This is a genomic window from Streptococcus sanguinis (assembly GCF_003943735.1).
GTDB classification, from domain to species: Bacteria; Bacillota; Bacilli; order Lactobacillales; family Streptococcaceae; genus Streptococcus; species Streptococcus sanguinis_E.
In genome coordinates, this window is the sequence record NZ_RJMV01000001.1 from 336,048 (window position 1) to 359,634 (window position 23,587).

Annotated in this window: 21 protein-coding genes; 2 read left to right on the plus strand and 19 right to left on the minus strand. The window is 45.7% G+C overall.

Features of this window, described 5'->3' with window-relative positions:
* Positions 1–17 precede the first annotated feature (17 nt).
* From cbiG to D8877_RS01840, 16 genes are all read right to left on the minus strand, one after another.
* On the minus strand, positions 18–1,079 hold the full coding sequence (gene cbiG, locus D8877_RS01765) for a cobalt-precorrin 5A hydrolase (protein ID WP_185760140.1): 1,062 nt from the start codon (positions 1,077–1,079) through the stop codon (positions 18–20).
* Positions 1,069–1,842: a cobalt-precorrin-4 methyltransferase gene (locus D8877_RS01770; RefSeq protein ID WP_002896463.1), complete on the minus strand. Its 774-nt coding sequence runs from the start codon at positions 1,840–1,842 to the stop codon at positions 1,069–1,071. Before D8877_RS01770 ends, cbiG begins: the two co-directional genes overlap by 11 nt.
* Positions 1,842–2,411, minus strand: coding sequence for a decarboxylating cobalt-precorrin-6B (C(15))-methyltransferase (locus tag D8877_RS01775; protein WP_004188187.1), 570 nt, complete (start codon positions 2,409–2,411; stop codon positions 1,842–1,844). The genes D8877_RS01770 and D8877_RS01775 overlap by 1 nt, the downstream gene beginning before the upstream one ends.
* Positions 2,383–3,015, minus strand: coding sequence for a cobalt-precorrin-7 (C(5))-methyltransferase (locus D8877_RS01780; RefSeq protein ID WP_125352228.1), 633 nt, complete (start codon positions 3,013–3,015; stop codon positions 2,383–2,385). The genes D8877_RS01775 and D8877_RS01780 overlap by 29 nt, the downstream gene beginning before the upstream one ends.
* Positions 3,006–4,133 (minus strand): cobalt-precorrin-5B (C(1))-methyltransferase CbiD, encoded by a 1,128-nt coding sequence (gene cbiD / locus D8877_RS01785; protein WP_125352230.1) that lies wholly within the window; start codon positions 4,131–4,133, stop codon positions 3,006–3,008. Before cbiD ends, D8877_RS01780 begins: the two co-directional genes overlap by 10 nt.
* Positions 4,133–4,837, minus strand: coding sequence for a cobalt-precorrin-8 methylmutase (locus D8877_RS01790; RefSeq protein ID WP_125352232.1), 705 nt, complete (start codon positions 4,835–4,837; stop codon positions 4,133–4,135). The genes cbiD and D8877_RS01790 overlap by 1 nt, the downstream gene beginning before the upstream one ends.
* Positions 4,838–5,536 carry a cobalt-precorrin-8 methylmutase gene (locus D8877_RS01795; RefSeq protein ID WP_125352234.1) on the minus strand — a complete coding sequence of 233 codons (699 nt, stop codon included), beginning with the start codon at positions 5,534–5,536 and terminating at the stop codon, positions 4,838–4,840.
* A 9-nt stretch (positions 5,537–5,545) separates the two neighbouring features.
* Entirely contained in the window at positions 5,546–6,496 is a 951-nt protein-coding gene (gene cbiB, locus D8877_RS01800; RefSeq protein WP_125352236.1) for an adenosylcobinamide-phosphate synthase CbiB, read from the minus strand.
* Position 6,497: 1 nt separating this feature from the next.
* Positions 6,498–7,856 (minus strand): cobyrinic acid a,c-diamide synthase CobB, encoded by a 1,359-nt coding sequence (locus tag D8877_RS01805; RefSeq protein WP_125352239.1) that lies wholly within the window; start codon positions 7,854–7,856, stop codon positions 6,498–6,500.
* 297 nt (positions 7,857–8,153) lie between these two features.
* Positions 8,154–9,911, minus strand: coding sequence for an ABC transporter ATP-binding protein (locus D8877_RS01810; protein WP_125352241.1), 1,758 nt, complete (start codon positions 9,909–9,911; stop codon positions 8,154–8,156).
* Positions 9,901–11,667 carry an ABC transporter ATP-binding protein gene (locus D8877_RS01815; protein ID WP_125352243.1) on the minus strand — a complete coding sequence of 589 codons (1,767 nt, stop codon included), beginning with the start codon at positions 11,665–11,667 and terminating at the stop codon, positions 9,901–9,903. Before D8877_RS01815 ends, D8877_RS01810 begins: the two co-directional genes overlap by 11 nt.
* Entirely contained in the window at positions 11,660–12,118 is a 459-nt protein-coding gene (locus D8877_RS01820) for a MarR family winged helix-turn-helix transcriptional regulator (RefSeq protein WP_002913878.1), read from the minus strand. The genes D8877_RS01815 and D8877_RS01820 overlap by 8 nt, the downstream gene beginning before the upstream one ends.
* Before the next feature lie 174 nt (positions 12,119–12,292).
* Positions 12,293–12,628 carry a hypothetical protein gene (locus D8877_RS01825; RefSeq protein WP_002907198.1) on the minus strand — a complete coding sequence of 112 codons (336 nt, stop codon included), beginning with the start codon at positions 12,626–12,628 and terminating at the stop codon, positions 12,293–12,295.
* A 78-nt stretch (positions 12,629–12,706) separates the two neighbouring features.
* Positions 12,707–13,117 (minus strand): peptide deformylase, encoded by a 411-nt coding sequence (locus D8877_RS01830; protein WP_125340416.1) that lies wholly within the window; start codon positions 13,115–13,117, stop codon positions 12,707–12,709.
* A 46-nt stretch (positions 13,118–13,163) separates the two neighbouring features.
* Complete coding sequence (gene scrK / locus D8877_RS01835; protein ID WP_125340415.1) at positions 13,164–14,063, minus strand: fructokinase ScrK; 900 nt, start codon at positions 14,061–14,063, stop codon at positions 13,164–13,166.
* Between the two features lie 157 nt (positions 14,064–14,220).
* On the minus strand, positions 14,221–16,158 hold the full coding sequence (locus tag D8877_RS01840; RefSeq protein WP_125340414.1) for a sucrose-specific PTS transporter subunit IIBC: 1,938 nt from the start codon (positions 16,156–16,158) through the stop codon (positions 14,221–14,223).
* 196 nt (positions 16,159–16,354) lie between these two features.
* Between D8877_RS01840 and D8877_RS01850 the strand changes: the two genes are divergently transcribed.
* Both D8877_RS01850 and D8877_RS01855 read left to right on the plus strand, forming a co-directional pair.
* Complete coding sequence (locus D8877_RS01850) at positions 16,355–17,809, plus strand: sucrose-6-phosphate hydrolase (protein WP_125340413.1); 1,455 nt, start codon at positions 16,355–16,357, stop codon at positions 17,807–17,809.
* Complete coding sequence (locus D8877_RS01855; RefSeq protein ID WP_002910565.1) at positions 17,790–18,755, plus strand: LacI family DNA-binding transcriptional regulator; 966 nt, start codon at positions 17,790–17,792, stop codon at positions 18,753–18,755. The genes D8877_RS01850 and D8877_RS01855 overlap by 20 nt, the downstream gene beginning before the upstream one ends.
* A 95-nt stretch (positions 18,756–18,850) precedes the next feature.
* Here D8877_RS01855 and D8877_RS01860 read toward each other — a convergent pair whose 3' ends face one another.
* The 3 genes from D8877_RS01860 to D8877_RS01870 all read right to left on the minus strand — a co-directional run bounded on the left by D8877_RS01860 (position 18,851) and on the right by D8877_RS01870 (position 23,582).
* A complete protein-coding gene (locus D8877_RS01860) occupies positions 18,851–22,549 on the minus strand; it encodes a pullulanase (RefSeq protein WP_125352245.1) in 3,699 nt (1,232 codons plus the stop codon).
* Between the two features lie 219 nt (positions 22,550–22,768).
* Positions 22,769–23,200, minus strand: coding sequence for a transcription antitermination factor NusB (gene nusB / locus D8877_RS01865; RefSeq protein WP_185756505.1), 432 nt, complete (start codon positions 23,198–23,200; stop codon positions 22,769–22,771).
* The gene (locus D8877_RS01870; RefSeq protein ID WP_002896484.1) at positions 23,193–23,582 is read right to left on the minus strand and encodes an Asp23/Gls24 family envelope stress response protein; all 390 of its coding nucleotides are present in this window, start codon (positions 23,580–23,582) and stop codon (positions 23,193–23,195) included. Before D8877_RS01870 ends, nusB begins: the two co-directional genes overlap by 8 nt.
* Positions 23,583–23,587: the final 5 nt, after the last annotated feature.

A 23,587-nucleotide genomic window follows, 5' to 3' on the forward strand; every position in this document is an offset into this window, starting at 1 on the left:
CGTCTGCTCTTTTTGATTTACTTTTTGGTTATTGCTTTTGCAAGCGCATAGGTACAGCCGTTCTTGGCAAAGCGCTCTGTCAGGACTTGACCCTGACTGGCCAAATCTGCGCTGGCCAAGGCGACACTGCCGACTCCGACTGTCTTTTTGACAAATTCTGACTGAGGATAGCGGTCTGCTACGACAGACAGCTCCTCCTTGCTAAAGGTCTCAAAGGGACAGCCCAATTCCTCAGCCAAGGCCAAAATAGCTGCTTCGTCCTTCTTGACATCAATGCTGACGATTTTGGAAATCTCACTGGCAGAAATGCCCTGCTGCTGACAAAATTCCTCAAAGCCCTCTCGGAAGACAGCAGGAGACACATCCTTTCTCGCTCCAACTCCTAAGATATAGGGTTGAGGATAGATGAGAGCCAGATTGTCTCTTTGAATGTCCTTTTTTTCTGTAGTCAGCAGAATCAGCGGGTCTGTTCCCTTGAGAACAGCCGCAAGTTCTTCCTCATCCACCAGAGTCAGACCGCGAAGATCGGTAACCCAATCCTTTTCCTGATAGAAATAGACTTTTCGGCCGCTGCCTAGATAGCTGTTGAAAGGTTTGATGAACTCTCTCAATTCCGGTCGCCAGCCATTGACTGATTGGGCCAGATTGTCCAGAGCTGTTACATTCTGCACATCTGTCGCTGTCGTGATAACAGGATTGGAACCGAGCAATTCTGCGATGTCTAGCGTCACTTGATTGGCTCCGCCTAGATGTCCGCTCAGCAGGCTGATGACATTGGTCGCTTTCTCATCCATGACAACCACTGCTGGGTCAGTCGCTTTGTCTTTCAAGACCGGAGCAATAGCTCGCACAACTGCCCCGATAGCCATGATACAAATGAGGACATCCACTTCCTGAAAGAGCTGACCAAGCGCCTCAATCACACGTCCTTCGATGGCAATGACCCTGTCATCTGCCAAGCGAGGCGTCGTATAGATAGGAATTTCCTTGCCCAACTTTTCTCGCAGGGTCAGAGCCAAGTCCTTGCCGACCGCTGTCACTGTTGCAATTGCGTAGCGAGGTTGAGAATTACTTGGCATGGCTGCTCTTCCCCCGTCTGAACTCATGCTGAAAATCTGCATGGTAGAGCTTGGAATAGTAGAATTCCTGACCTAAAAAGTCACCGACCAAAATCAAAGCTGTCTTTCTAATCTTAGCTTCCTTGACTTTCTCAGCAATGTTAGTCAAATCGCCAAAGACCTTCTTTTCATCCGGCCAAGTCGCCTTGTAAATGACTGCTACAGGCGTTTCTGGAGGATAGCCACCCTCGATTAGCTCGCTGACAACCTTTTCAATGCCTTGAACGGACAGGAAGATGGCCATAGAGGTCCGATGCTGAGCATAGCTTTTCAGGGATTCCCGATCTGGCACAGGCGTCCGGCCAGCCATCCGAGTGATGATGAGGCTTTGAGAAACCTCTGGCACGGTATACTCTGCCCCGATACTGGAAGCAGCTCCCAGAAAAGAACTGACGCCCGGCGTACAGTCAAACTCTATGTCGCGCTTCTTCATCTCTTCGATCTGCTCTCGAATGGAGCCATAAATGGAGAAATCTCCCGTCTGCAGGCGAACTACATCTTTACCAGCCTTGACTCCAGCCTCCATGACATCGATGATTTCCATCAAGTGCATGCTAGCGCTGTCGTGAATCTCAGCCCCTTCTTTACAGTAGTTCAGCAGGTCTGGATTGACCAAGGATCCCGCGTAAATGACCACATCAGCCTCAGACAGCTGCTTGTAACCTTTTAGCGTAATCAGCTCCACATCACCTGGGCCTGCTCCAACAAAATGTACTTTGGACATCAATTAGCCTCTCTTTCTTTTTTCTTACAGGAAACGATAATAGTCGGATTCTGAGGCTTGAAATAGTGCCCCTTGCCTATACCTGTCCAGCGACTAGCCTGAACTGATACAATCTCTAGATCCTCCCAGTCCATCTGCTCCGCTATTTGAGCTGCTTCCAGAGCATTCTCCAGCAGGATAAAGTTCAAGACCAGCCGACCGCCCGGCTCCATGAGCTGGGCACACCAGTCAAAAATCTCCTGCATATTGCCTCCAGTTCCTCCAACAAAAATGGCATCAAAACTACCTTCCAGCTCAATCGGAGCCAGGCCTTGATGGAGACGGACATTGTGGCAGCCAAAGTGCTGGATATTCTCCTGAGTCAAGGCCACCGCGTCTTCATTGCGCTCCACTGCTACCACTTCCAGTTCTGGATAGGTTCGAGCTGCCTGAATCGTGACACTGCCAGTTCCAGATCCGACATCCAGCATGCGCTTAGCTCGATGCAGCTCCAACTTATCCAAACTGATGGCTCTGACTTCTTCCTTAGTCATAGGGACTTTAGCCCTGATAAATTCCGAATCCCTCATCTAATACTACCACCACATTCATTTCATATTCTCTGTCTTCTACCTCACTCGCAGGCAGAATAGTAATGCGCTCATCTTCATAACTCAGCTGCTCGCCGATAACTATTACCTTATCCAAGCCTCTTTTAACAGCCTCTTGAGCAATCTCGTAGGGGCCAACTTTCTGATCGGTCACCATAAAGACTTTTGACAGACTCATAATCAAGTCAAAGTTAGGCACCTTAGCATGGCTACTCGTCAGATAAGCATCGTTCATCGGCAGAGCAATCCTACTGGCCAGATACTGCATGGCACTGATTCCCGGCGAGATGACCACGCGCCCCTTGAACTTCTCTGACAGCCATTTGCCCAAACCGTAAATTAGCGGGTCGCCTGAGGCCAGATATAAAATTTCCTCATCCTCACCAAAGCTCTCCAGCAATTCTGCCAGCGCAGCTAATTTTTTAGGAGGGACTAGGCCCTTATCCTTATAAGCCGGCGGTAAAATTTCCAGATGGCGTTCACTTCCCAAAATGCGGTCAGCCTTTTCAAAATAGGCTTCCTGTCCCAGAAGACCATAGCTCGGATCTCCCGGACCAATTCCGATAACATAAATCATGTCCATTCCTCCTTTATCTGCTCTAAAGGCTGGGTTGATGCCAAATAGCCTTCCTCAGTCCCAAAGACGACCACCTCAATACTGACTTCTGGCTTACGATAGCGGAGCAGACGCTCACTTCTAGCCTTGATCTTATCCGCCAAGACCTGATAGACACCCTCATAAGAAAATTCTTTAATGGCTGTCCCAGCTGCCTCGGTCGTCAAGCACTTATCCACCTTTTCCAGCAGCTCAATAGGCGCCCCCATCAGGGCCAGATTAGCCACCAGCGTTTCCATACGGGCATCCGAGTCCTTGCTGTGGGTAGAGAAAATCCCAGCAGCTACTTTGACAAACTTGCCCATGTGACCGATCATCAAAACCTTGGTAAAGCCGATGCGCTGCACTTCTTTGAGGACATGTCCGACAAAGTTACTCATATTGACGATGCGCCCAGCTGGAATCCCAATGCTGTTGGTCGCAAAATCTTCACCATAATTCCCCGGTACCAAGACGACTGAGCGATGTCCTTGATTATAGAGCATGGTCAGTTCAATCGTGATGGACGCTTTCCAGCTGTCCTCGGACATTGGATTGACAATCCCTGTCGTTCCCAAAATTGAAATGCCACCTACAATACCTAGTCTGGAATTGTAGGTCAGCTTGGCCGTTTCTTCGCCGCCAGGAACGGAAATGATAACCCGTGCTCCACAGTTGGGACCGATAATCTCACGGACATGCTGCTCAATCATCCGTCTAGGAGTTGGATTGATAGCTGCCATGCCGACATCGCAAGCCAGCCCCTTCTCGGTCACGCGCCCGACGCCCTGACCTCCGTCAATCTCGATTTCCGTCTGATCTGGTAAAAGGGTCACGGTCGAATAAATCAAGAGACCGTGTGTCGCATCCGCATCATCACCGCCATCTTTTTCAATGGCCGCTGTCGCTTCTTCTGGTCCAAAGGAAGGATTGTGAACATCCATGGTCACTTCCACGCCTGAAGCCGTATGCACAGTGACCTTTTCTTCTCTTTCCTGATTTAAGATCATGCTCAAGGCTGCAACAGTCGCTGCCGTCGCACAAGTACCAGTTGTAAAACCTTTTCTTAATTTCTTTCCATTGACATAAGCGTATTCATCCATCATTAGCCCTCTCCTTTCTCCGGAGCCTGCTTTTTATCTGAAACACTGTAACGCTCATAGTCCGTAGTGCCTAGCTTGAGCTGGTAGAGAATGGCATTGACCACAGCTGCTGCGATGGTACTGCCGCCCTTTTGCCCCAATGCCGCAACAGAAGGCACAGAACTTTCATGGAGTTTGAACTTGGATTCTGCCGCTCCGACAAAGCCGACTGGAACCCCGACAACCGCATCCGGCTGCAAGCTTCCCTCTTCGACCATATCCAAAACCTTGAAGATGGACGTTGGAGCATTCCCAAAGACAAAAAGTTTTGGACCGTCCACTTTAGCTGCATATTCTACAGCAGCCATGGAGCGAGTAATTCCCTTTTCCTTAGCTTCCTGAAAGACTGCCGGCTCATTGACCAGACAACGGTAGGAAACACCTAGGTCATCCAGCAATTTCTTATTAAAACCGCCCAAGACCATGGTTGTATCCGTAAAAATGGTACCCTTGTTTCGGAGGACGTAGAGGATTTTCTCAATAACCTGATTGGAAAACTTGATATTGTAGAGGTAGTCAAAGTCTGCACTGGTAAAGACAACCCGCTTGAGCACTGCCTCTTCAAAAGGATCCGAAAAATGAATATCTGGATGCTCTTGGTCAATAATTTCCTGAATCTTGCTGAAACTAGCTTCTTCAATCTTGTGCGCTGCTTTTAGATAGGACATCTAGTTCTTTCCTCCTTCTTTACTGGATGGTGTAGAGTAGCGGACATAGTCATCCGTCACCACTTCTCTCAGCTGGTAGATAATGGCATTGATAATGGCTACTACAATCGTGCTGCCGCCTTTTCTGCCGAGATTGACAAGGGCCGGAAGACCTGACTGAAGCAGTTCTTCTTTTGACTCTTCGACATTGATAAAGCCGACTGGAACCCCAATCACTGCATCAACTTCTACCAATCCCTGCTCTGCTAGCTCAATCAGATAAGATAAAGCCGTAGGAGCACCACCGAAGGCAAATACTTTAGGACCTTCAATCTTAGCTGCTATCTCAACTGCTGCCATAGCTCTGGTAATCTGCTTTTCCTTGGCCAGCGCAACCACTTCTTCATCGCTTATCAAACAACGATAGCTCACACCCAGCTGGTCAAGTACGCGCTTGTTAATCCCATTGAGAGAGATATTGGAGTCTAGCAGGATAGTCCCCTCAGCTCTGATTACTTCTTCTATTTTTTTAAGGACATCATGCTCAAAGCGCATGGTGTAGAGATAATCGAAATCTCCCGTCGTATGGATAGCCCTCTTGATAATGGATTCTTCCATTTCCGAATGGAAGACATAATCAGGATCTTTTTCAGTAATCATAGACTGAATAATTTGAAAGCTCTTTTCCTCGATAGAGGAAGGATTTTGGATATATGTCATAGTATACTCCTATAAATATGCTTGCTTTACTAAATAAAAAAGAGTGAACAAGATTAAACCTGTCATGGTACTTGTATAAAGCAGAGAGATAGCCGTCTGAATATCATCTGCCTCAACCGATCTGGAAGCCTCTCCAATAGTCGGCTTCTCAATCAGCTCTCCGTGATAGACATGCGGTCCGCCCAGCTGAATCCCCAAAGCCCCAGCCACAACTGCCTCTGAAAAAGCACTGTTGGGACTAGCATGCTGGTAGCGATCCCGCCAGCCAATCCGCAGGGCTCCTTTGACATCCAGCAGTAAAATCTGACTGCTGAGAATCAAGAAAAGCCAAGTCAAACGCGCAGGAATCAGATTGGCCAGATCATCCATCTTGGCAGATATGAGACCGATTTTGCGGTATTTCTCCGTCTTATAGCCCACCATAGAGTCCAAGGTGTTGATGGCCTTATATGTCATAGCTAGAATGGGGCCGCCTAAAAAGAGGCAGAGCAGAGGTCCGATAACCCCGTCACTGGTATTTTCAGCCACCGTCTCAATCGTCGCCTTGCTGATTTCCTCTGGTGTCAGCTGGGAAGTTTCACGGCCGACAATCATACCAACTTGCTTTCTAGCTTCTTCCAAAGTGCCAAACTTGAGCCTATGGTAAACCTTTTGGGCCTCAAAAGCCAGACTTTTAGCCGCCAGACTGGCATAGGCCAGATAGATCCAGACGATCCAGTAGAGGACAGGATGAACCAGACCAGCCAACCAAAGCAACCCGTAGCTGACTCCCAGCGCCAGTCCAACTGTTGTTAACCAGAGGAAAAAGCCAAATAGATAGGGCGAAAACTGCCTTTTCTCCTGCAAGCGCATGCATAGATAAATATAGGAACCCATCCACTTGACTGGATGAGGCCAGCTATAGGGGTCGCCAATCAGCCAGTCCAGCAAGACGGCCAAAAAAATTGCAATGAGTGTCATATCAGTTCGCCTCTTTGATATAGTTCAGCCAGTTGGCTAGCAGCTGCTCGTCCTGATAAAAATGAACATGCAAGTAGCTGGCAAAGGTCCGGCCCTTTTGATAACCGCCTGTCCAGGCAGCTACGACCTGACCGTCTCTGGCCTTCTCTAGCTTGAGGACCGTATCTTCCTCCGTCTCAAAGACTGAATGGTGAAACTCATGTCCCCTGACCTCTGTACCTTTAGGACCAAAAAGACTGTCTACCTGCGTTTCTGCTTGGCAGTAGCCAAAGCTTTTCAGGCCGGGGGTCATCAGGCTCTTGCCCTTGAAAATACCGACCATTTCATAGACCTGACCCTCTACTTCCAGCAGCTCTCCCAGATACATGAGGCCGCCGCATTCTGCGTAGATTGGCCGGCCCTGCTCGTGAGCTTTCTTAACCGAAGCCCGAAAGTCAGCATTTACCATCAGCTCCTGAGCGTAGACTTCTGGAAAACCGCCGCCAAAATAATAAGCATCTGCAGCTGGCAGTTCCTTATCTTTCAGAGGGCTGAAAGGCACTAGCTGGACATTGAGGTCTCTTAGAAAGTCTAGATTATCTTCGTAGTAAAAGTGGAAAGCATCATCCAAAGCATAAGCCAAAGTCAAGGGCTGATCATTATGGATATGAAAAGGGTTTGTCATCCGCTTATCGGGCAGTTCTGCCTTTTTCAGCAGCCTGTCTAGATTTATATGCTTGGCTGCTGCCGCTCCCAACTCCTCAAATCGACGGTCCAGATCTTCCATTTCTACGTCAGGGATTAGACCCAGATGGCGCGATGGCAGCTCTGCTGTCGCATTTTTAGGGAGATAGCCCAGCACTTCTACATCAGTATAACGCTCAATGGCGCCCTTGATGAGTTCATAATGGTTCTGTGAAGCCACCCGATTGATAATGACCCCAGCAATATCCAAGTCCGGATCAAAAGTCGCAAAGCCATGGACCATGGCTGCCGCCGAGGTGGATGTTGCCTTACCATCAATAATCAAGACAACCGGAATGCCCAACTTTTTAGCAACAGAAGCAGAAGACGCACAGTCTTTGTCCGTTCCCAGACCATCAAAGAGCCCCATGACTCCTTCGACTACTGCCACATCTGCATCTCCATGCCATTTGTAGTAGGACCAAGCCAGACTCTGATTGTCCGGTATCATAAAGCTGTCCACATTCCGTGAAGGCCGCTTGGTAATCCGACTATGATAAGCTGTATCAATATAATCAGGTCCTACCTTATAAGGCTGGACCTGATAACCTCTGTCTGCCAGAGCTTTCAAAATCCCTAGGGTAACTGTTGTCTTTCCGACACCGCTGGAAACACCAGCCAGCATAAATTGCTTCATTACTTTACTCCAGATTTGCTGATAAAAAAAGTACTACAAAAAAATAAGGAATTTTTATTTTTTGTAGCACCGTTGCTCACTTATATGTAGAGCAAACACCCCGTTGTGTTCGCTTTCAGTTCTTATATTAAATTTATTTTAATATAAAGCATAAAAGCTGTCAAGTTTTTAATAGAGCATCTGCGAAAAAAGTCAGGATTTTAGAGCGTCTTCACTGAAAACTGAGCATTTTTTACAATTCTGTTAAATTTAAAAAAACATCAGAAAAACGAACATTCCTGATGTTTTATTTGAGCATCAACCTGCATCTTCCTCGACAAACTGACTATTATAGAGATCCGCATAGAAGCCATTCTGATCCATGAGTTCATCATGGTTGCCCTGCTCGATGATATTTCCATCGCGCATGACCAAGATAAGATCCGCATTACGGATAGTAGACAGGCGGTGAGCAATGACAAAGGAAGTCCGACCCTCCATGAGTTTGTCCATGGCCTTTTGAATCAGCTCCTCCGTCCGCGTATCGACTGACGAAGTTGCTTCATCCAAGATCAAGAGCGGTGCGTCTTTCAGCAGAGCACGAGCGATTGTCAACAGCTGCTTCTGACCAACTGATAAGTTGACCGTATCATCCAGCACCGTATCATAGCCCTGCGGCAGAGTCATGATAAAGTGATGAACACCGACCGCCTTCGCTGCGGCAACAACTGCTTCATCCGTGACATGCTCCTGATTGTAAATCAAGTTTTCTCGAATAGTTCCTTCAAAGAGCCAGGTATCCTGCAAGACCATTGAAAAGGCATCGTGAACCTCGGAGCGTTTCATATCCTTAATATCTATACCATCAATGCTGATACGCCCTTTATTAATTTCATAGAACTTCATGAGCAGATTAACGATGGTCGTCTTACCAGCACCCGTCGGGCCGACAATGGCAATCTTCTGTCCAGCTTTGGCCCGGGCTGAGAAATCATGAATAATCGTCTGGTCTGGCTTGTAGCCAAAGAAGACATCTTCAAAGGCAACATCTCCCTTGACAGCAGTAAGCTGCTGCTCTTTATGCTGGTCGTCTTCCATCTCAGGCTCAGCCAGAAATTCAAGGACACGAACCAGTGCTGCACCAGCCTGCTGCAAGACAGTGATTCCTTGCGCAATCTGTGACAAAGGCTGAGAGAAGGTCCGCACATAAACCATAAAGGCGACAATAATTCCGATACTAATAGAGCCATTAATCGCCAGAGCAGCACCGACCAAAATAACCAGCACATAGGCGAAATTACCTGTAAAGAACATGAGCGGCATCATCATGCCAGAGATAAATTGAGACTTCCAAATACTGTTATAGAGATTATGATTGAGAACTGCAAAGCGCTCCTTTGACTGCTCAATAGCATTATAGCTGGTAACGACATTATGACCGGAGTACATCTCCTCCACATAACCGTTTACCGCAGCCAGATCGTTTTGCTGGGCGGTGAAATAGCCCTGAGACTTGCCCATGATGAGACCGACAAAGACAAAGCCTAATATAGTAGCCAAGATGGTTACTAAGGCCAAGATCCAGTTCATAAAGAACATGGTCAAAACCACAGCCACCAAGAGCAGGCTGGCAGAGATAACGTTACCTAGACTCTGGTTGAGGGATTGGCCGACCGTATCTACATCATTGGTCACGCGCGACAGAGTATCCCCCTGAGAATGACCATCGAAATAGCCCAGCGGCAGCTTATTAATCTTCTCTGCAATGGCCGTCCGCAGTCGCTTAGAGAAATACTGGATAACCGTACTGATGATAAAGGACTGGCCGTAGTTGAGCAAGGCTCCGACTGCATAGAGCACGGTCAGCAGAAGTGCAATCTCAGACACAGCTTTTAAATCAATGCTGGTAGCCAAACCTTCAGAGATAAGATTGGTAATTTCTTTTAGTTTATTTGGCCCATAGACTGTAATAATGTTTGACAAGACAGCTCCCACAAATGCCAAAGCAAGAGGAAGCTGGAAGCCTTTGAGATAAGGCCGTATCTGGCTAAATAATGAAGGCTTCTTATTTTCCATTTTCTAATTCCTCCTTGGATAGTTGTGAGTAGGCAATTTCTTGATAGACTTCGTTGCTGGCCAAAAGCTCTCGGTGGGTACCTTGACCGACCACCTTACCAGCATCCAAGACCAAGATTTGATCCGCATCCATGATAGTAGAAATCCGCTGCGCTACGATTAGCTTGGTCATATCCTGCGTCCGCTCAGCCAGTTCTTTGCGCAAAATGCGGTCTGTCTTATAGTCCAGCGCTGAGAAAGAATCATCAAAGATGAGGATTTCTGGCTTACGAGCCAATGCTCTGGCAATAGCCAAACGCTGACGCTGGCCACCAGAGAAGTTGGTTCCGCTTTGAGCCACTTCAGCTTTCAGCCCCTTTTCCTTCTCTTGGACAAAGGGCTTAGCCTGTGCAAGGTCAAGAGCCTCCCACATTTTCTGCTCATCCAGCGGGCTTTCTTTGCTTTGACCCAAGTCCAGATTGCTCTCGATATCGCCAGAGAAAAGCACCGCCTTTTGCGGGATGTAGCCGACCTTATTATGCAAGTCTTCCAGCTGGTAATCCTGAATATTGACACCATCTACCAGAATCTCTCCTTCAGTTACATCGTAGAAACGAGGAATGAGATTGACTAGCGTGGATTTCCCTGAACCAGTTGAACCGATAAAGGCCACGGTATCACCAGCCTGCGCTGTAAAGCTAACATGCTCAATGACTGCTTCTGAATTCTTGGAATAGCGGAAGGACACATCTCGAAAGATCACTTCTCCCTTGCTATCCGCTGCTGCCTTAGGCTGTTTCGAACTGGTGATAGAAGAATGCAGGTCCAGTACTTCATTAATCCGGCCAGCCGATACAATGGTCCGAGGCAGGACAATGAAGAGAGCACCCATAAGCAAGAACCCAATCACAATCTGCATAGCATAGGACATAAAGACGACCATATCACTGAAGAGTGGGAGACGCTCCTGCAGCCCAGCCTCCTGGATCAAATAAGCACCAATCCAGTAAATCGCCAGTGTCAAGCCGCTGGAAATCCCCATCATAACTGGATTCATCATGGCCATCAGACGACCGATGAAAAGATTGAGTCGGGTTACTTCATCATTGGCCGCCGCAAACTTCTCATCCTGATAATCCTCAGCATTGTAAGCCCGGACCACGCGAATCCCAGTCAGACTCTCTCTAGTGACGCTATTTAGCTTATCGACCAAACGCTGCGCCACTGATTGCTTAGGAAAGGCCAATGTAACCAAAACTACTGTCAGCAGGATATTCACTATAACAGCAATAAGCACTGCTGTCAGCCAGTTCTCGGACTTACCGATAATCTTGGTCATAGCCCAAATCGCCATAATCGGTCCCCTGGTCACCACCTGCAGTCCCATGGTAATTAAAGTTTGCACCTGAGTAATGTCATTCGTTGTCCGAGTTAGCAAACTAGGAATCGAAAATTTCTTAATCTCCGTCTGCGAATAGTCTAGCACACGGTTGAAAATATCGCTCCGCAAACTCTGGGTAAAGCTAGCTGCTATACGAGCGGCAAAAAAGCCAACCACAATAGCTGACAACAAGCTAGCAAAAGACAGGCCGATCATTTTCAGGCCTGGCTCCCACAAATCTGCTAAACCAGTCCCTGGCGTTTGCAATAGCTCTGTAATTGTTGAAATATAAGTCGGAACTTCTAATTCCAAATATACCGTTAGGAAGGTGAAGAGCACACTGAGAACAATCATGCTCACTTCCCTTGCCGTCAGCCGTTTAAATAACTTAAACATCTTTCCCTCCATTTTCTAAACTTTCGATATTCTGATAAAACTTGGCCATGACTTGAGAAAAAATCAGCAGTTCCTGCTCAGAAACACCATTCAAAATAGAAAGGTTCATTTCATCAAAAAAGTCACGGATTTTTTTCATTCTTTCCTGCGACTGCGGAGTGAGACGGATATATTTAGCCCGCTTGTCTGTCTTGCCCATTTCCAGCTTGATAAAGCCATTCTTCTCCATCCTTTTCATTAAGTTAGAGGCCACCGATTTGGAAATATCCAACTCCTGCTCAATATCCTTGATAAGGGTATCCTTCCCCTCTTCCATACGACAGGCGACAATATGCAAGACCTGCCCCTGAGGCCCAGCCATGGACTCAATCCCTTGCTCCTTGGCAAGCTTTTCCGCTATGAGATGAATCTTTCGTCCAAAACGCTTCAATTCCAGTAAAGGCTTATCCATACCTGTATCCTTTGTAAAAATAGTTTTCGTGAGAACTATTTTAACACAAGAAAAAAGAAAGTCAAGAAAAAAGTTTCCATGAGAACTATTTTTTCAACAAGAAAAAAAGCGAAGAAAATTTCTTCACCCTTCCTTTCAAACTGACAAACAGCCTAAAAATTGATTGGTCCCGCATTAAAATTTTGAAGAAGAAGCGAGGAATAGAGACCCTCCAATGATAAGGAGAATGCCTGCAATCCAGCCTATAAATGGAATGGGCGCGATGTTGCTGCTTCCGACGATAAGGAGGACGCCCGCTGCGACACTGAAACGCATTTGACCTTTGTAATAAGCCAAGGAAGTAATTCCCAAGCCCAGAGCTGCCAATTTAATCACCGCTCCCAGTAAATTCAGGCCAGAATCACCTAGTAGGGCTGAAAAAGGAACAAAAAAGATATTCGAGAGCAGCAAAATAGTCCCTCCAATCAAACCAACCAGACCGCTTATCAGTGCTAAAGTTTTTGTTTTCATTTACATCTTGCCTCCTTCAATATTATTCTGCTAATTATCTCTAATTTTAGACATTTTTTGCAATTTTGTCAAATTTTTCTAAATGATAATCCCTTCCAAATGATCCAATTCATGCTGGCAGATTTGGGCAGGCAGGCCTTTCAAAGTCATGGTCTGCTGCTGCCAATTTTTATCCAGATAATCGACTGTGATTTCCTGATAGCGTTGAGTGGGACGGCTTCCAAGCAAGGACAGGCAGCCCTCTTCTGTCTGATAAGGGCCTGACTTAGAGCGCAGCACCGGATTAAACATGACTACCGGCACCAAACCATATAGAAAGATAATGACTCGCTTAGGTACGCCAATCATATTGGCTGCGAGCCCTAGACAGTTTTCTCGATTGGCCTGCAGAGTATCCTGCAAATCTTGAGCCAGATAAAGGTCTTCTCTACTAGCCTGCTCTGATGGCTGCTGCAGGAAGAAAATATCTTTGACAATTGGTTTTTCCATTATTTTTCCTCATAGAGAAGGGCCTGATAAATCAGACCCTATAAACTTATTTTGAGTGGCGCTCGCTAACTTCTTTAGCCAGTACAAAATTCCCCAGTGTTGCGGAGCCATTTCCAGCCACAGCCGGTGTCACGATATAGTCACGAACATCGGGTACTGGCAAATAGCCATTCAGAAGAACTGTGAATTTCTCACGAACCCGATCCAGCATGTGCTGCTGAGCCATAACACCGCCACCGAAAACGATGACATCTGGACGGAAAGTCACTGTCGCCTGAATAGCCGCCTGAGCGATATAGTAAGCTTGAATATCCCAGACGGAACTATTGAGTTTAATATTTTCCCCACGAACTCCGGTCCGCGCCTCTAAGCTTGGACCAGCCGCCAATCCTTCCAAACAGCCATTGTGGAAAGGACAAACGCCATTGAACTCTTTTTCCACATCCATAGGGTGCTTAGCTACATAATAGTGTCCCATCTCTGGGTGACCTGTCCCCCCTACAAATTCGCCTCGCTGGATAGCGCCAGCACCGATTCCTGTTCCAATCGTATAATAGACCAGATTTTCAATACGGCCGCCAGCATTGTTGCGGGCTACTACTTCACCATATGCTGAGCTATTGACATCCGTCGTGAAGTAAATAGGAACATTGAGGGTCCGGCGCAAAGCGCCAACAATGTCCACATTAGCCCAGTGCGGCTTAGGAGTAGTCGTAATAAAGCCGTAAGTCTTTGAGTTCGGATCAATATCAATTGGCCCGAAAGATCCAACAGCCAGACCAGCTAGATTGTCGAAACGAGAAAAGAACTCAATCGTCTTGTCTAGCGTTTCAATAGGCGTGGTCGTTGGAAACTGTGTCTTTTCAACAACTTCAAACCGTTCATCGCCTACAGCACAGACAAACTTAGTGCCACCCGCTTCCAAACTTCCATACAATTTTGTCATTATAAATCCTCTTTTAACATTTGATTTCTACTCTATTCATTATAGCATATCTCTTGCAGACTTCTTGCCAAAAACTTTCCTTGGTACACTCTTATAGATAGACTCATGTTATTAGAAAAAACGAACAAATCAACTTTTGTTCGTTTTCTAAATTCCATTAGGCTTTCACTTCAATAACTGCGTCGCCTTTAGCAAGAGCTCCTTCTGCTACTGGAGTCACAGAAGCGTAGTCAGCAGTGTTTGTAACGATGACCATAGTCGTATCATCCAGACCAGCGGCTGCAATTTTCTCAGCTTCAAATGTTCCCAAAACATCGCCAGCTTTGACCTTGTCGCCTTGAGCAACCTTTTGGTCAAAACCTTCGCCGCCCATAGATACTGTATCAATTCCGACGTGAATCAGAATTTCAGCACCATTAGAAGTTTTGAGACCATATGCATGACCAGTCGCGAATGCAATCGTAACTTCTGCATCAGCCGGTGCATAAACCACACCTTGGCTAGGCTTGATAGCAATTCCTCGTCCCATCGCTCCGCTAGAGAAAACAGGATCATTAACATCGCTCAAAGCTACTGCCTGACCAACAATTGGAGAAATAATTGTTTCATCTTGGAGGGCGTTTGTTTCTTCAGCAACTGTGTCATTAGCTACTTCTGCTCCTGCTGCTTCATCAGCTGTTGCGGCAACAGCTTCTGCTGCAAAGACATCTGCCGCTTTTGTCTTACCGTAGAAATAAGTCAAAGCAAAGGCAATCGCAAAAGCAATAACTTCACATAAGAAATAGAATGGAATGGACTTAGCATCAATTGAAAGGAATCCAAGGAAACCTGCCGAACCAAGAGACACAGCAACGACTTGGAGAAGACCTGCAAAGAGAGCTCCTACTGCTGACCCGATAAGGGCACAGAAGAATGGGAATTTATATTTCAAGTTTACACCAAAGAGAGCTGGCTCTGTAATACCCAAGAGGGCTGAGACACCTGCAGATGATGCAAGACCTTTAGTTTTAGCATTCTTAGTTAAGAAAAAAATTGCAAATGTAGCTGCACCTTGAGCAACGTTGGCCATAGATGCGACAACAAAGATAAAGTCACCATGACCGCTACCATTTCTCCAAGCTGAAAGCAATTGCGTTTCGATAGCTGGGAAAGATTGGTGAAGACCAGTCATTACGATTAATGAGTAGGTTCCACCAAAGACGCTCATGCCAATAAAGCTTGTTGTATTGTAGAGCCAAACGATGGCATCTGTAATACCGTTAGATACCAATAACATCACTGGACCTACGACAGTAAACGTCAAGAATCCTGTAATCATAACTGATAGCAATGGTGTGAAGGTGAAATCAACAGCTGACGGCAATTTCTTGTGGAAGAATTTTTCAAGATGAGCCAAGATCCATACAGCAGCTAGAACCGGAATTACTTGGTAAACATAACTTGTTTGTGTTACATGATAACCAAAAATATCCCAAAATTTTTCAGCCCCTCCAAGATCCGGTGTCGTCATAATCATACCGATTGCAGCACCTAGGAACTGGTTAGCTCCAAAGCGCTTTGCGGCTGAGATACCAACAAGAATTGGCAGGAACATGAATGGTGCCGCAGACATAAGCTGTATCATTGCTGACAGGCCCTTAATAGCTGGAACCATTTGTTCAATTGATTGAGGCCCAAACAATCCTTTTGAGGTTAGGAAATTACGAAGAGCCATCAAAAGACCGCCTGCAACTAAGGCTGGAATAATAGGTACAAAAATATCGGACAAGAGTTTAATCAAAGCCATAATAGGATTAAATCTCTTTCCACTAGCAGCAATCTGCTTCAAATCATCAGTTGAAACTTCTTTAAGACCAGTTTCTTTTATAATCTCAGCGTAAACAAAGTTTACATCACCAGGACCAATGATAACCTGATATTGACCATCTGTTTTAAAAGTCCCTTTAACATCAGCATTATCGTCCAATGCTTTTTGATTAATAATACTGTCATCTTTCAACACGAGGCGCAATCTAGTTGCACAATGTGCTGCTGCCACAAGATTATCTTTTCCAACAGCCTCAATGACCTGTTTTGCAACTTTTGAATAATCCATTTGCAAAAATCTCCTTATAAATATTTTTAACTTTTTGAAAGCGATTTTATCATCTTTACGAATATTATTTTACCATGATTCAAAAATATGTCAAGCGTTTTACAGAAAAAATATTTTTTTACTGTTAAATGTTGATTTTTCGACAGAAAACGTTTACTATAGTAATAAGAAATAATATGATTCGGAGGACAAAAGATTGGCTTGGACGACTGAAAAACGCTACAAACGCTATGAAGACTGGACTCAGGAAGAGCTACAGCACATCAAAGAAAACATCGCTAAATCTCCTTGGCGGGCTAACTACCATGTGGAGCCTCAGACAGGTCTGCTCAATGACCCCAATGGCTTTTCTTATTTTGACGGCAAGTGGGTGGTTTTCTACCAAAACTTTCCTTTCGGAGCAGCTCATGGGCTCAAGTGCTGGGTACAGTTGGAAAGCGATGACCTAGTTCACTTCACAGAAACTGGTATTCGGGTGCTGCCAGATACTGCTCTGGACAGCCACGGCGCCTACTCTGGCTCTGCCATGCAGTTTGACGACAAGCTCTTTCTCTTCTACACTGGCAATGTTCGTGATGAGAATTGGATGCGCCATCCTTATCAAATCGGTGCCTTGTTAGATAAATCAGGTAAGCTGGAAAAAATTGACAAGGTCTTGATTGAGCAGCCTGCTGAAGCGACCGACCACTTCCGCGATCCGCAGATTTTCAACTACAAAGGGCAATTCTATGCCATTGTCGGTGGGCAAAATCTAGACAAACAAGGCTATGTCAAGCTTTACAAGGCTATTGATAACGACTATACCAACTGGGAAGTCGTCAGCGATTTAGACTTCGCCAATGACAAGACAGCCTATATGATGGAGTGTCCAAACCTAGTCTTTATCAACGACCAACCAGTCCTGCTCTATTGCCCTCAAGGTTTGTCTAAGGACGTACTGGATTATGACAACATTTATCCAAATATGTATAAAATAGGTCAATCGTTTGACACAAAAAAAGCTGCTATGATTGATCCTAGCCCTATCCAAAATCTGGACTACGGCTTCGACTGCTACGCGACCCAAGCCTTTAATGCACCTGACGGTCGCGCACTGGCTGTAAGCTGGCTAGGCTTGCCTGATGTGGAATACCCATCTGACCGCTTCGACCATCAGGGAACCCTCTCTCTTGTCAAGGAATTGACCCTGAAAGACGGCAAGCTCTACCAGTATCCAGTGCCTGCTATCAAGAATTTACGAGCAGAAGAACAGCCTTTCGCTGCTTTGGCAGAAAGCAAGAACAGCTACGAACTAGAACTGAATCTCGCTGCAGACACCGAGCATGAAATCGTCCTCTTTGCGGACAAGGAAGGCAAAGGCCTGCGAATCAACTTTGACCTCAAGGCTGGTCAAGTGACCGTTGACCGCAGTCAAGCGGGTGAGCCATTCTCTCTGGACTTTGGAACCAGCCGAAGCTGCAATATTGACAAAGAAGCTACAAATGCTAGTATATTTATAGATAAATCAATTTTTGAAATTTTCATCAATAAAGGAGAGAAAGTATTTTCCGGCCGTGTCTTCCCAGAAGAAGACCAAACAGGTATTGCCATTACCAAGGGCAATCCAACCGGTACTTACTATGAATTAGATTATGGTCGCAAAGCTAACTGATGTAGCAAAACTTGCAGGAGTCAGCCCCACAACTGTTTCCCGCGTCATCAACAGAAAAGGCTACTTATCTGATAAAACGATTTCTAAGGTTGAGGCAGCCATGCGAGAGTTGGCTTACAAGCCTAACAATCTGGCGCGCAGCCTCCAAGGAAAATCGGCCAAGCTAATTGGACTCATTTTTCCTAATATCAGCAATGTCTTTTATGCAGAATTGATTGACAAGTTGGAGCATGAGCTCTTTAAACAAGGCTATAAAACCATCATCTGCAATAGTGAGCATGACTCTGACAAGGAGCGCGAATACCTTGAGATGTTGGAAGCCAATCAGGTGGACGGCATCATTTCTGGCAGCCACAATCTAGGCATCGAGGACTACAATCGCGTGACTGCTCCAATCATTGCCTTTGACCGGAATCTCTCACCGGATATCCCAGTTGTTTCCTCAGACAACTATGGTGGCGGAGTGCTAGCGGCTCAGACCTTAATCAAGGCTGGAGCTCAAAACATCATCATGATAACCGGTAATGACAATTCCAACTCACCAACCGGCCTGCGCCATGCTGGCTTTGCTTCCGTCCTGCCGGACGCACCGATTATCAATGTTTCCAGTGATTTTTCTCCCGTCCGAAAGGAAATGGAAATTAAGCAAATTCTGACTCAGACCAAACCTGATGGCATTTTTACATCAGACGATCTGACAGCCATTTTAATTATGAAGGTCGCTCAGGAGCTGGACATCCAGATTCCTGAAGATTTGAAAATCATCGGCTACGATGGCACCTACTTTGTGGAGAACTACTACCCGCAGCTAGCAACGATCAAGCAGCCACTGAAAGATATCGCCCGTCTCTCTGTAGACCTACTCCTCAAAAAAATTGCCGGTCAAGAAGTCCAAACGACTGGCTATTTTCTGCCAGTCAGCCTCTTGCCTGGTAAGAGTGTTTAACACAGATATAAGCAAGCAAAGACGACATCCATTATTGGAAGTCGTCTTTATTTAGCCATAGTCTAAAAAATTTCTCACAGGGCAATAATCAATTATTACTCTTTCTTTCTAAAGGTTAACAAACCGGCCAGGAAAGCAAGGAAGCCACCTAAAAGTGCCAGCAGGGAAGTGCTTGTTCCCGTTTTTGGCAAGGTTTTTTCTGTTTGGTTATTCGCTTCTTTTATTTCTGAAGCCAGAGGTTTTTGCGCATCCAAGGATAAAGCCTGAGGCTGAACATTGGCTACAGAAGGGGCAAACAGTTGCTCTTCTTGAGTTGTTGGATCTTGGGATTTTTCTTCCTGATCGGGGTTCGCTTTTCGAAGTCGCAAAATAGTCGCTGTCAGCGGAGCTAGAGCTAAACCGTTGCTGTTTCTGGTGACACCTGCTGGATCAGAAATGGCTGTCACTCCTGCCATATTGCCATCTGCCACAACTTCTGCACCTGCTAGATGCTTGTAGGCTTCACCAAAGTTGAATTGTCGTTCCTTGGTGTCCGCATTGACAAAGACTGCATAAATATCGCCATTTGACGCAACTACTTGGTAGCCGAGTACAAGGTCTTCTTTCTCAATACCATCCGTACCAGGCTGGGTGATGAGGGTCACATTTTGCTCCACTTCATCTTTGGAGCTGCGGGTAAAGGCATCCGTTGATTTCCGCAAGGCAATCAAGCCTTTCATATAGGCACGACTCTTGGCATTTTCAGGGAACTTCTCTGAATCAGTCGCCTTGGTCCAGTCAAAGTGGTTGACCGCGTCGCTCGAATCATAAGAATCATGAATGAAATACGGATAGTCAAACGGCGTGCCGTCCTCATTAGTCAACAAATGCGCTTTGTTTGGAACCTTGTCTTCTGAGACAGGATATTTATAGGCAGGATCACGGAATTGCTTGGTCCGGCCGTACTCTTGACCAGAGTGGATAAATGGTGTCCCTTGCGAAGTCAGAATCATCAGATTTCCCAGACGCAGGCGGCGATGAATCTCCTGATAATTGGCAGCTAGTGCCGGATCTTTCTTGATCGACTGGGCAATGATATCAAAGAGCGTCAGATTATCATGAGCGGCGATGTATTGGATCACATCCCCCGGTCTATCCGCCTCAAAATTGGTTGGCTGCGCTTTGATGTTTTTGAAGACATTTTCCACACTACGCTTGCCACCAGTGATAAAGGCTGGTGTTCCCTCATTTGGATAACCTGATTTCAAGGTGTTGCGAATATCATCTGAGAAGACCGCTACCGTGTCTGTTGACTTCATCCAAGATTGGTCAGCAGGCTGGACAGCTTTATTTTCATCACCTGTATAGGTCTTCCAGCCCTCACCTAGCATAATGAGATTTGGGTTGAGCTTCTTGGCTTCTTCAAAGGCTTTTTGGATGGACTCAGCATCGTGATCCCCCATCATATCAAAGCGGAAACCATCTACCTTGTACTGCTCTGTCAGGTACTTGATCGAATCCACCAAGACCCGTCTGCTCATATAGTGAGTAGTACCCAAGCGCCCACCGCCAAAGCTGGATCTCGGTGTGCCATCCGCATCCATAAAGTGGTAGTAATTGGGCTCCAAATCTTCAAAGATAGAGGTCTTAGCCGTATGATTATAGACCACATCTAGGATAACGCCCATGCCGCGCTTATGAATTTCGTCGACAAGGTTTTTGAATTCCTCAATGCGCTTGGCTGGATTTGTCGGCGCGCTGGAGTACATACCTGTCAGCGAGAAGTAGTTTTGCGGATCATAGCCCCAGTTATAGTTGCTGTTGCTGGAAGCGTACTTGTCCATTCGCTCAGCATTTTTCAGCTCATTTACAAAATAATAACTGAGAACTGGCAAGAGCTGAACGTGGGTCACTCCCAAGTCTTTCAAATAATCTAATTTCTCAATGAAAGCTGAGAAAGTTCCAAATTGAGATTTCAAATCTTTTGAAATAGCTGGATCTGAAGTAAAATCACGAACATGTGCCTCATAAATCAAGGCATCCTCCCGCTTCTTAAAGTTCGGAATATTAGCATAGGTCAGGTCTTTCGGTCCATATTCACTTGGATCTACAAAAGCTGCCTTGGCAATCTTGTAGGCATCCCCCTTGTCCGCATCTTCACTGTTCCAAGCGGCTAAAGACTTGGCATAGGGATCCAGCACAAGAACTTTTTTGCCACCGCGAGTAATCTCATAATGATAGAAATACCCTCGATAGTCTGAAATACCTAGGCCGCTCTCAGGTGTCAAGCTGCTGGTCCATGTGCCAGACTCTCCTCTCTGCATAGCCAGGCGACCAACAACCTTATTCTGATCTTCTTTGTCATAAACTACCAAATCGACTTGGTCCGCACTTGGTGACCAGAAAGTTAGGTCCACTTGTTTGCCCGCTTGAGAAACACGCGCTCCCAATTCACCATCATACTTATAAATACTATCCTTCAGCTGCCAGTTCATGCTGGTTTTGAATTGATCATTGCCATATTTGATAAGATAAGGTGACTGAGCTTGGTTAAAATCACCAATGAATTTGGCACTTTTGGTCTTAGAATCCAGAACTACACCTTTAACAGCAACTTCATTGCCATCTTTGTCCGTAATCTTTAAGTTCTTTAAAATGTCCTCCTTTTTAGCATTTTCTAAGGTAGAAAAGCTGGCTTCAATCTCGGTCAAGCCAATATGCTGGGCTCCCGTCATGCGAATATCATTGACAAAGTAAGGGTTTGTATAAACTGTCGGATCCGCATCACGCAAGAAAATTTGGCTGTTTTTCTCCAAGTTAGCGAAATTATAATCCTGATTTTGAATCTTCACATCATCTCCTGATTTGCTTTCGTCTAGAAGCAAAAAGCCAATCATCTTAGCAGCATCTTTCAAAGGAACATCTACATAGCGACCGTATTTCCCAGTATTTTCAAAATCCACTCCATCAGGCCAATTCTTGCTTGGATTTTGGACATCTCCCCAGAGCCAGAGTGACTTCTTATCATACTGGCCATCTGTACGATAGTAGTTGATTCGAACCATCCCTTTTTTCAAAGGCTCATAAGTATGAGGTTGATAGTCTGTGTCAAACCAAACCTCATTCATCTGCGGGCTGAGCAGTTCAACTGTCTTATCACCTGTAATATTTTGCCCAGCTGTATTATTGATTAAAAGGCTGATTTTGCTTCGTTTTTCGGCCATCTTGACATCAAGATAATAGCCGTAGTCATCTTCTTTAGCAGTCGCAAAGCTAGTCGCTCCGGTCGGCCAAGCTCCCTTTTGGCTAGAAGGCATCTCAACATCATCCCAAGTCCACAAGCCCAAGCTGTCTAGATTTTGTGAAGGCAGGGTTTTGAAATGAAAGCGAATATTGCCTTCTGCGATAGCATCTTTCGCGGAAGCTTGCGGCTGACTAACGGGTTCTTGCTTGTCTTTTTCACTTGGATTTGCAGCTTCTTGACCAACTGCTTCTGAACCTGCACTAGCTGGAGCTTGATCTGCTAGCACACCAGTTGGAGCAGCCTGCTCTGAAGCCCCCGCTCCTGAACTATCTGCCTCTCCAGTTTTTTCTTCATTTGCTGAATTAGGTTGGGCTGCTGCATTTGCATCATAGACTGCTTCTGTTGCTGGGCTGACCGATGTGCTCGTTTCATCCGCTTGGACTAATTGGGCATTTCCCAGTAGGAAACCTGAGGCAATGACAACAGAGGCTACTCCTACTTTTAAGCGACGGATGCCAAAATAATGACGCTTTTCGCCCATCTGAGACTGTAGGTGATAGTTATTTTTCATAAACAGAAAACTCCTTTATTTTTTCTTATAGAGAACATCTATGCAAACGTTTTCTGTATTTATTATACCGATTCTTTTTTAAGTTGTAAAGGCTTTCAATAAGAGTTTTTCTCACTCAGATACTTCATGCTCTCTGAGCAGATTTTGATGAATTATTTCTGATTTAATCTCTAATTTCTAGTAAACAAAAAGGTCAAGACACTTGTCTCGACCTTCATTTTATTCAACGATAAATTGACTCAAAATCCCATTGATGAACTTACTGGACTTTTCGTCAGAGAATTGCTTGGAAAGCTCAATGGCTTCGTTGACTGCTACCAGCTGTGGGGTATCAAACTCCGTAATCTCAAAGATCCCCAGACGCAGGATATTTTTTTCGACCAACGTCAGACGATCTACTGTCCAGCCCTTTTTGAGGTGCTGGGCAATTTTCTTGTCCAAGTCGTCCTTGGACTGGACCACACCGGAGACCAGATTGAGCAAGAAGGCTGGAATATCAGCTTCCACTGCATTGTCAGCATCTTCGTCCTTATCATACGAATAAGCAAAGCGACAAGCTTCTACAAGATCCCCTTCATACTCTAGGCTCATCAGGGCCTGAAAAGCCCGCTGGCGCAGACCTCTTCTGGATTCCAACAGTATATCAGTCATTGAGGAAGTCCTCATCAAATAGATCTTTCAAGTCTGGCTTCGGTGCCTTTTCTGGAACAATGCCTGCCACATGGATATTGACAGCAGACAGCTCTACCTCAGCCATATCAAAAACTGCGCTTTTTACAGCCTTCTGGATTGCTACTGCAACAGTTGGAACGCTGACACCGTATTCCAAATACAGGTAGATATCTACAGTCACATCACCTGTCTCATCTGTATGGAGCGATACTCCACGACCGAGTGAGCGCATAGAAAGACTGTCTGACATACTCTTATTTGCGAAGGAATAAACACCTTCTACCTTTGCCGTTGCAATGGCAATGATTTTTTCCAAAACACGTGGCGCAATGACGATTTCACCTAATTGTTCAGCTGCCATAGTTA

Bases quoted from the DNA above. Each gene is read 5' to 3' on its own strand.
- cbiG (WP_185760140.1), bottom strand. From the start codon at position 1,079: ATGCCAAGTAATTCTCAACCTCGCTACGCAATTGCAACAGTGACAGCG.
- D8877_RS01770 (WP_002896463.1), bottom strand. From the start codon at position 1,842: ATGTCCAAAGTACATTTTGTTGGAGCAGGCCCAGGTGATGTGGAGCTG.
- D8877_RS01775 (WP_004188187.1), bottom strand. From the start codon at position 2,411: ATGAGGGATTCGGAATTTATCAGGGCTAAAGTCCCTATGACTAAGGAA.
- D8877_RS01780 (WP_125352228.1), bottom strand. From the start codon at position 3,015: ATGGACATGATTTATGTTATCGGAATTGGTCCGGGAGATCCGAGCTAT.
- cbiD (WP_125352230.1), bottom strand. From the start codon at position 4,133: ATGATGGATGAATACGCTTATGTCAATGGAAAGAAATTAAGAAAAGGT.
- D8877_RS01790 (WP_125352232.1), bottom strand. From the start codon at position 4,837: ATGTCCTATCTAAAAGCAGCGCACAAGATTGAAGAAGCTAGTTTCAGC.
- D8877_RS01795 (WP_125352234.1), bottom strand. From the start codon at position 5,536: ATGACATATATCCAAAATCCTTCCTCTATCGAGGAAAAGAGCTTTCAA.
- cbiB (WP_125352236.1), bottom strand. From the start codon at position 6,496: ATGACACTCATTGCAATTTTTTTGGCCGTCTTGCTGGACTGGCTGATT.
- D8877_RS01805 (WP_125352239.1), bottom strand. From the start codon at position 7,856: ATGAAGCAATTTATGCTGGCTGGTGTTTCCAGCGGTGTCGGAAAGACA.
- D8877_RS01810 (WP_125352241.1), bottom strand. From the start codon at position 9,911: ATGGAAAATAAGAAGCCTTCATTATTTAGCCAGATACGGCCTTATCTC.
- D8877_RS01815 (WP_125352243.1), bottom strand. From the start codon at position 11,667: ATGTTTAAGTTATTTAAACGGCTGACGGCAAGGGAAGTGAGCATGATT.
- D8877_RS01820 (WP_002913878.1), bottom strand. From the start codon at position 12,118: ATGGATAAGCCTTTACTGGAATTGAAGCGTTTTGGACGAAAGATTCAT.
- D8877_RS01825 (WP_002907198.1), bottom strand. From the start codon at position 12,628: ATGAAAACAAAAACTTTAGCACTGATAAGCGGTCTGGTTGGTTTGATT.
- D8877_RS01830 (WP_125340416.1), bottom strand. From the start codon at position 13,117: ATGGAAAAACCAATTGTCAAAGATATTTTCTTCCTGCAGCAGCCATCA.
- scrK (WP_125340415.1), bottom strand. From the start codon at position 14,063: ATGACAAAATTGTATGGAAGTTTGGAAGCGGGTGGCACTAAGTTTGTC.
- D8877_RS01840 (WP_125340414.1), bottom strand. From the start codon at position 16,158: ATGGATTATTCAAAAGTTGCAAAACAGGTCATTGAGGCTGTTGGAAAA.
- D8877_RS01855 (WP_002910565.1), top strand. From the start codon at position 17,790: ATGGTCGCAAAGCTAACTGATGTAGCAAAACTTGCAGGAGTCAGCCCC.
- D8877_RS01860 (WP_125352245.1), bottom strand. From the start codon at position 22,549: ATGAAAAATAACTATCACCTACAGTCTCAGATGGGCGAAAAGCGTCAT.
- nusB (WP_185756505.1), bottom strand. From the start codon at position 23,200: ATGACTGATATACTGTTGGAATCCAGAAGAGGTCTGCGCCAGCGGGCT.
- D8877_RS01870 (WP_002896484.1), bottom strand. From the start codon at position 23,582: ATGGCAGCTGAACAATTAGGTGAAATCGTCATTGCGCCACGTGTTTTG.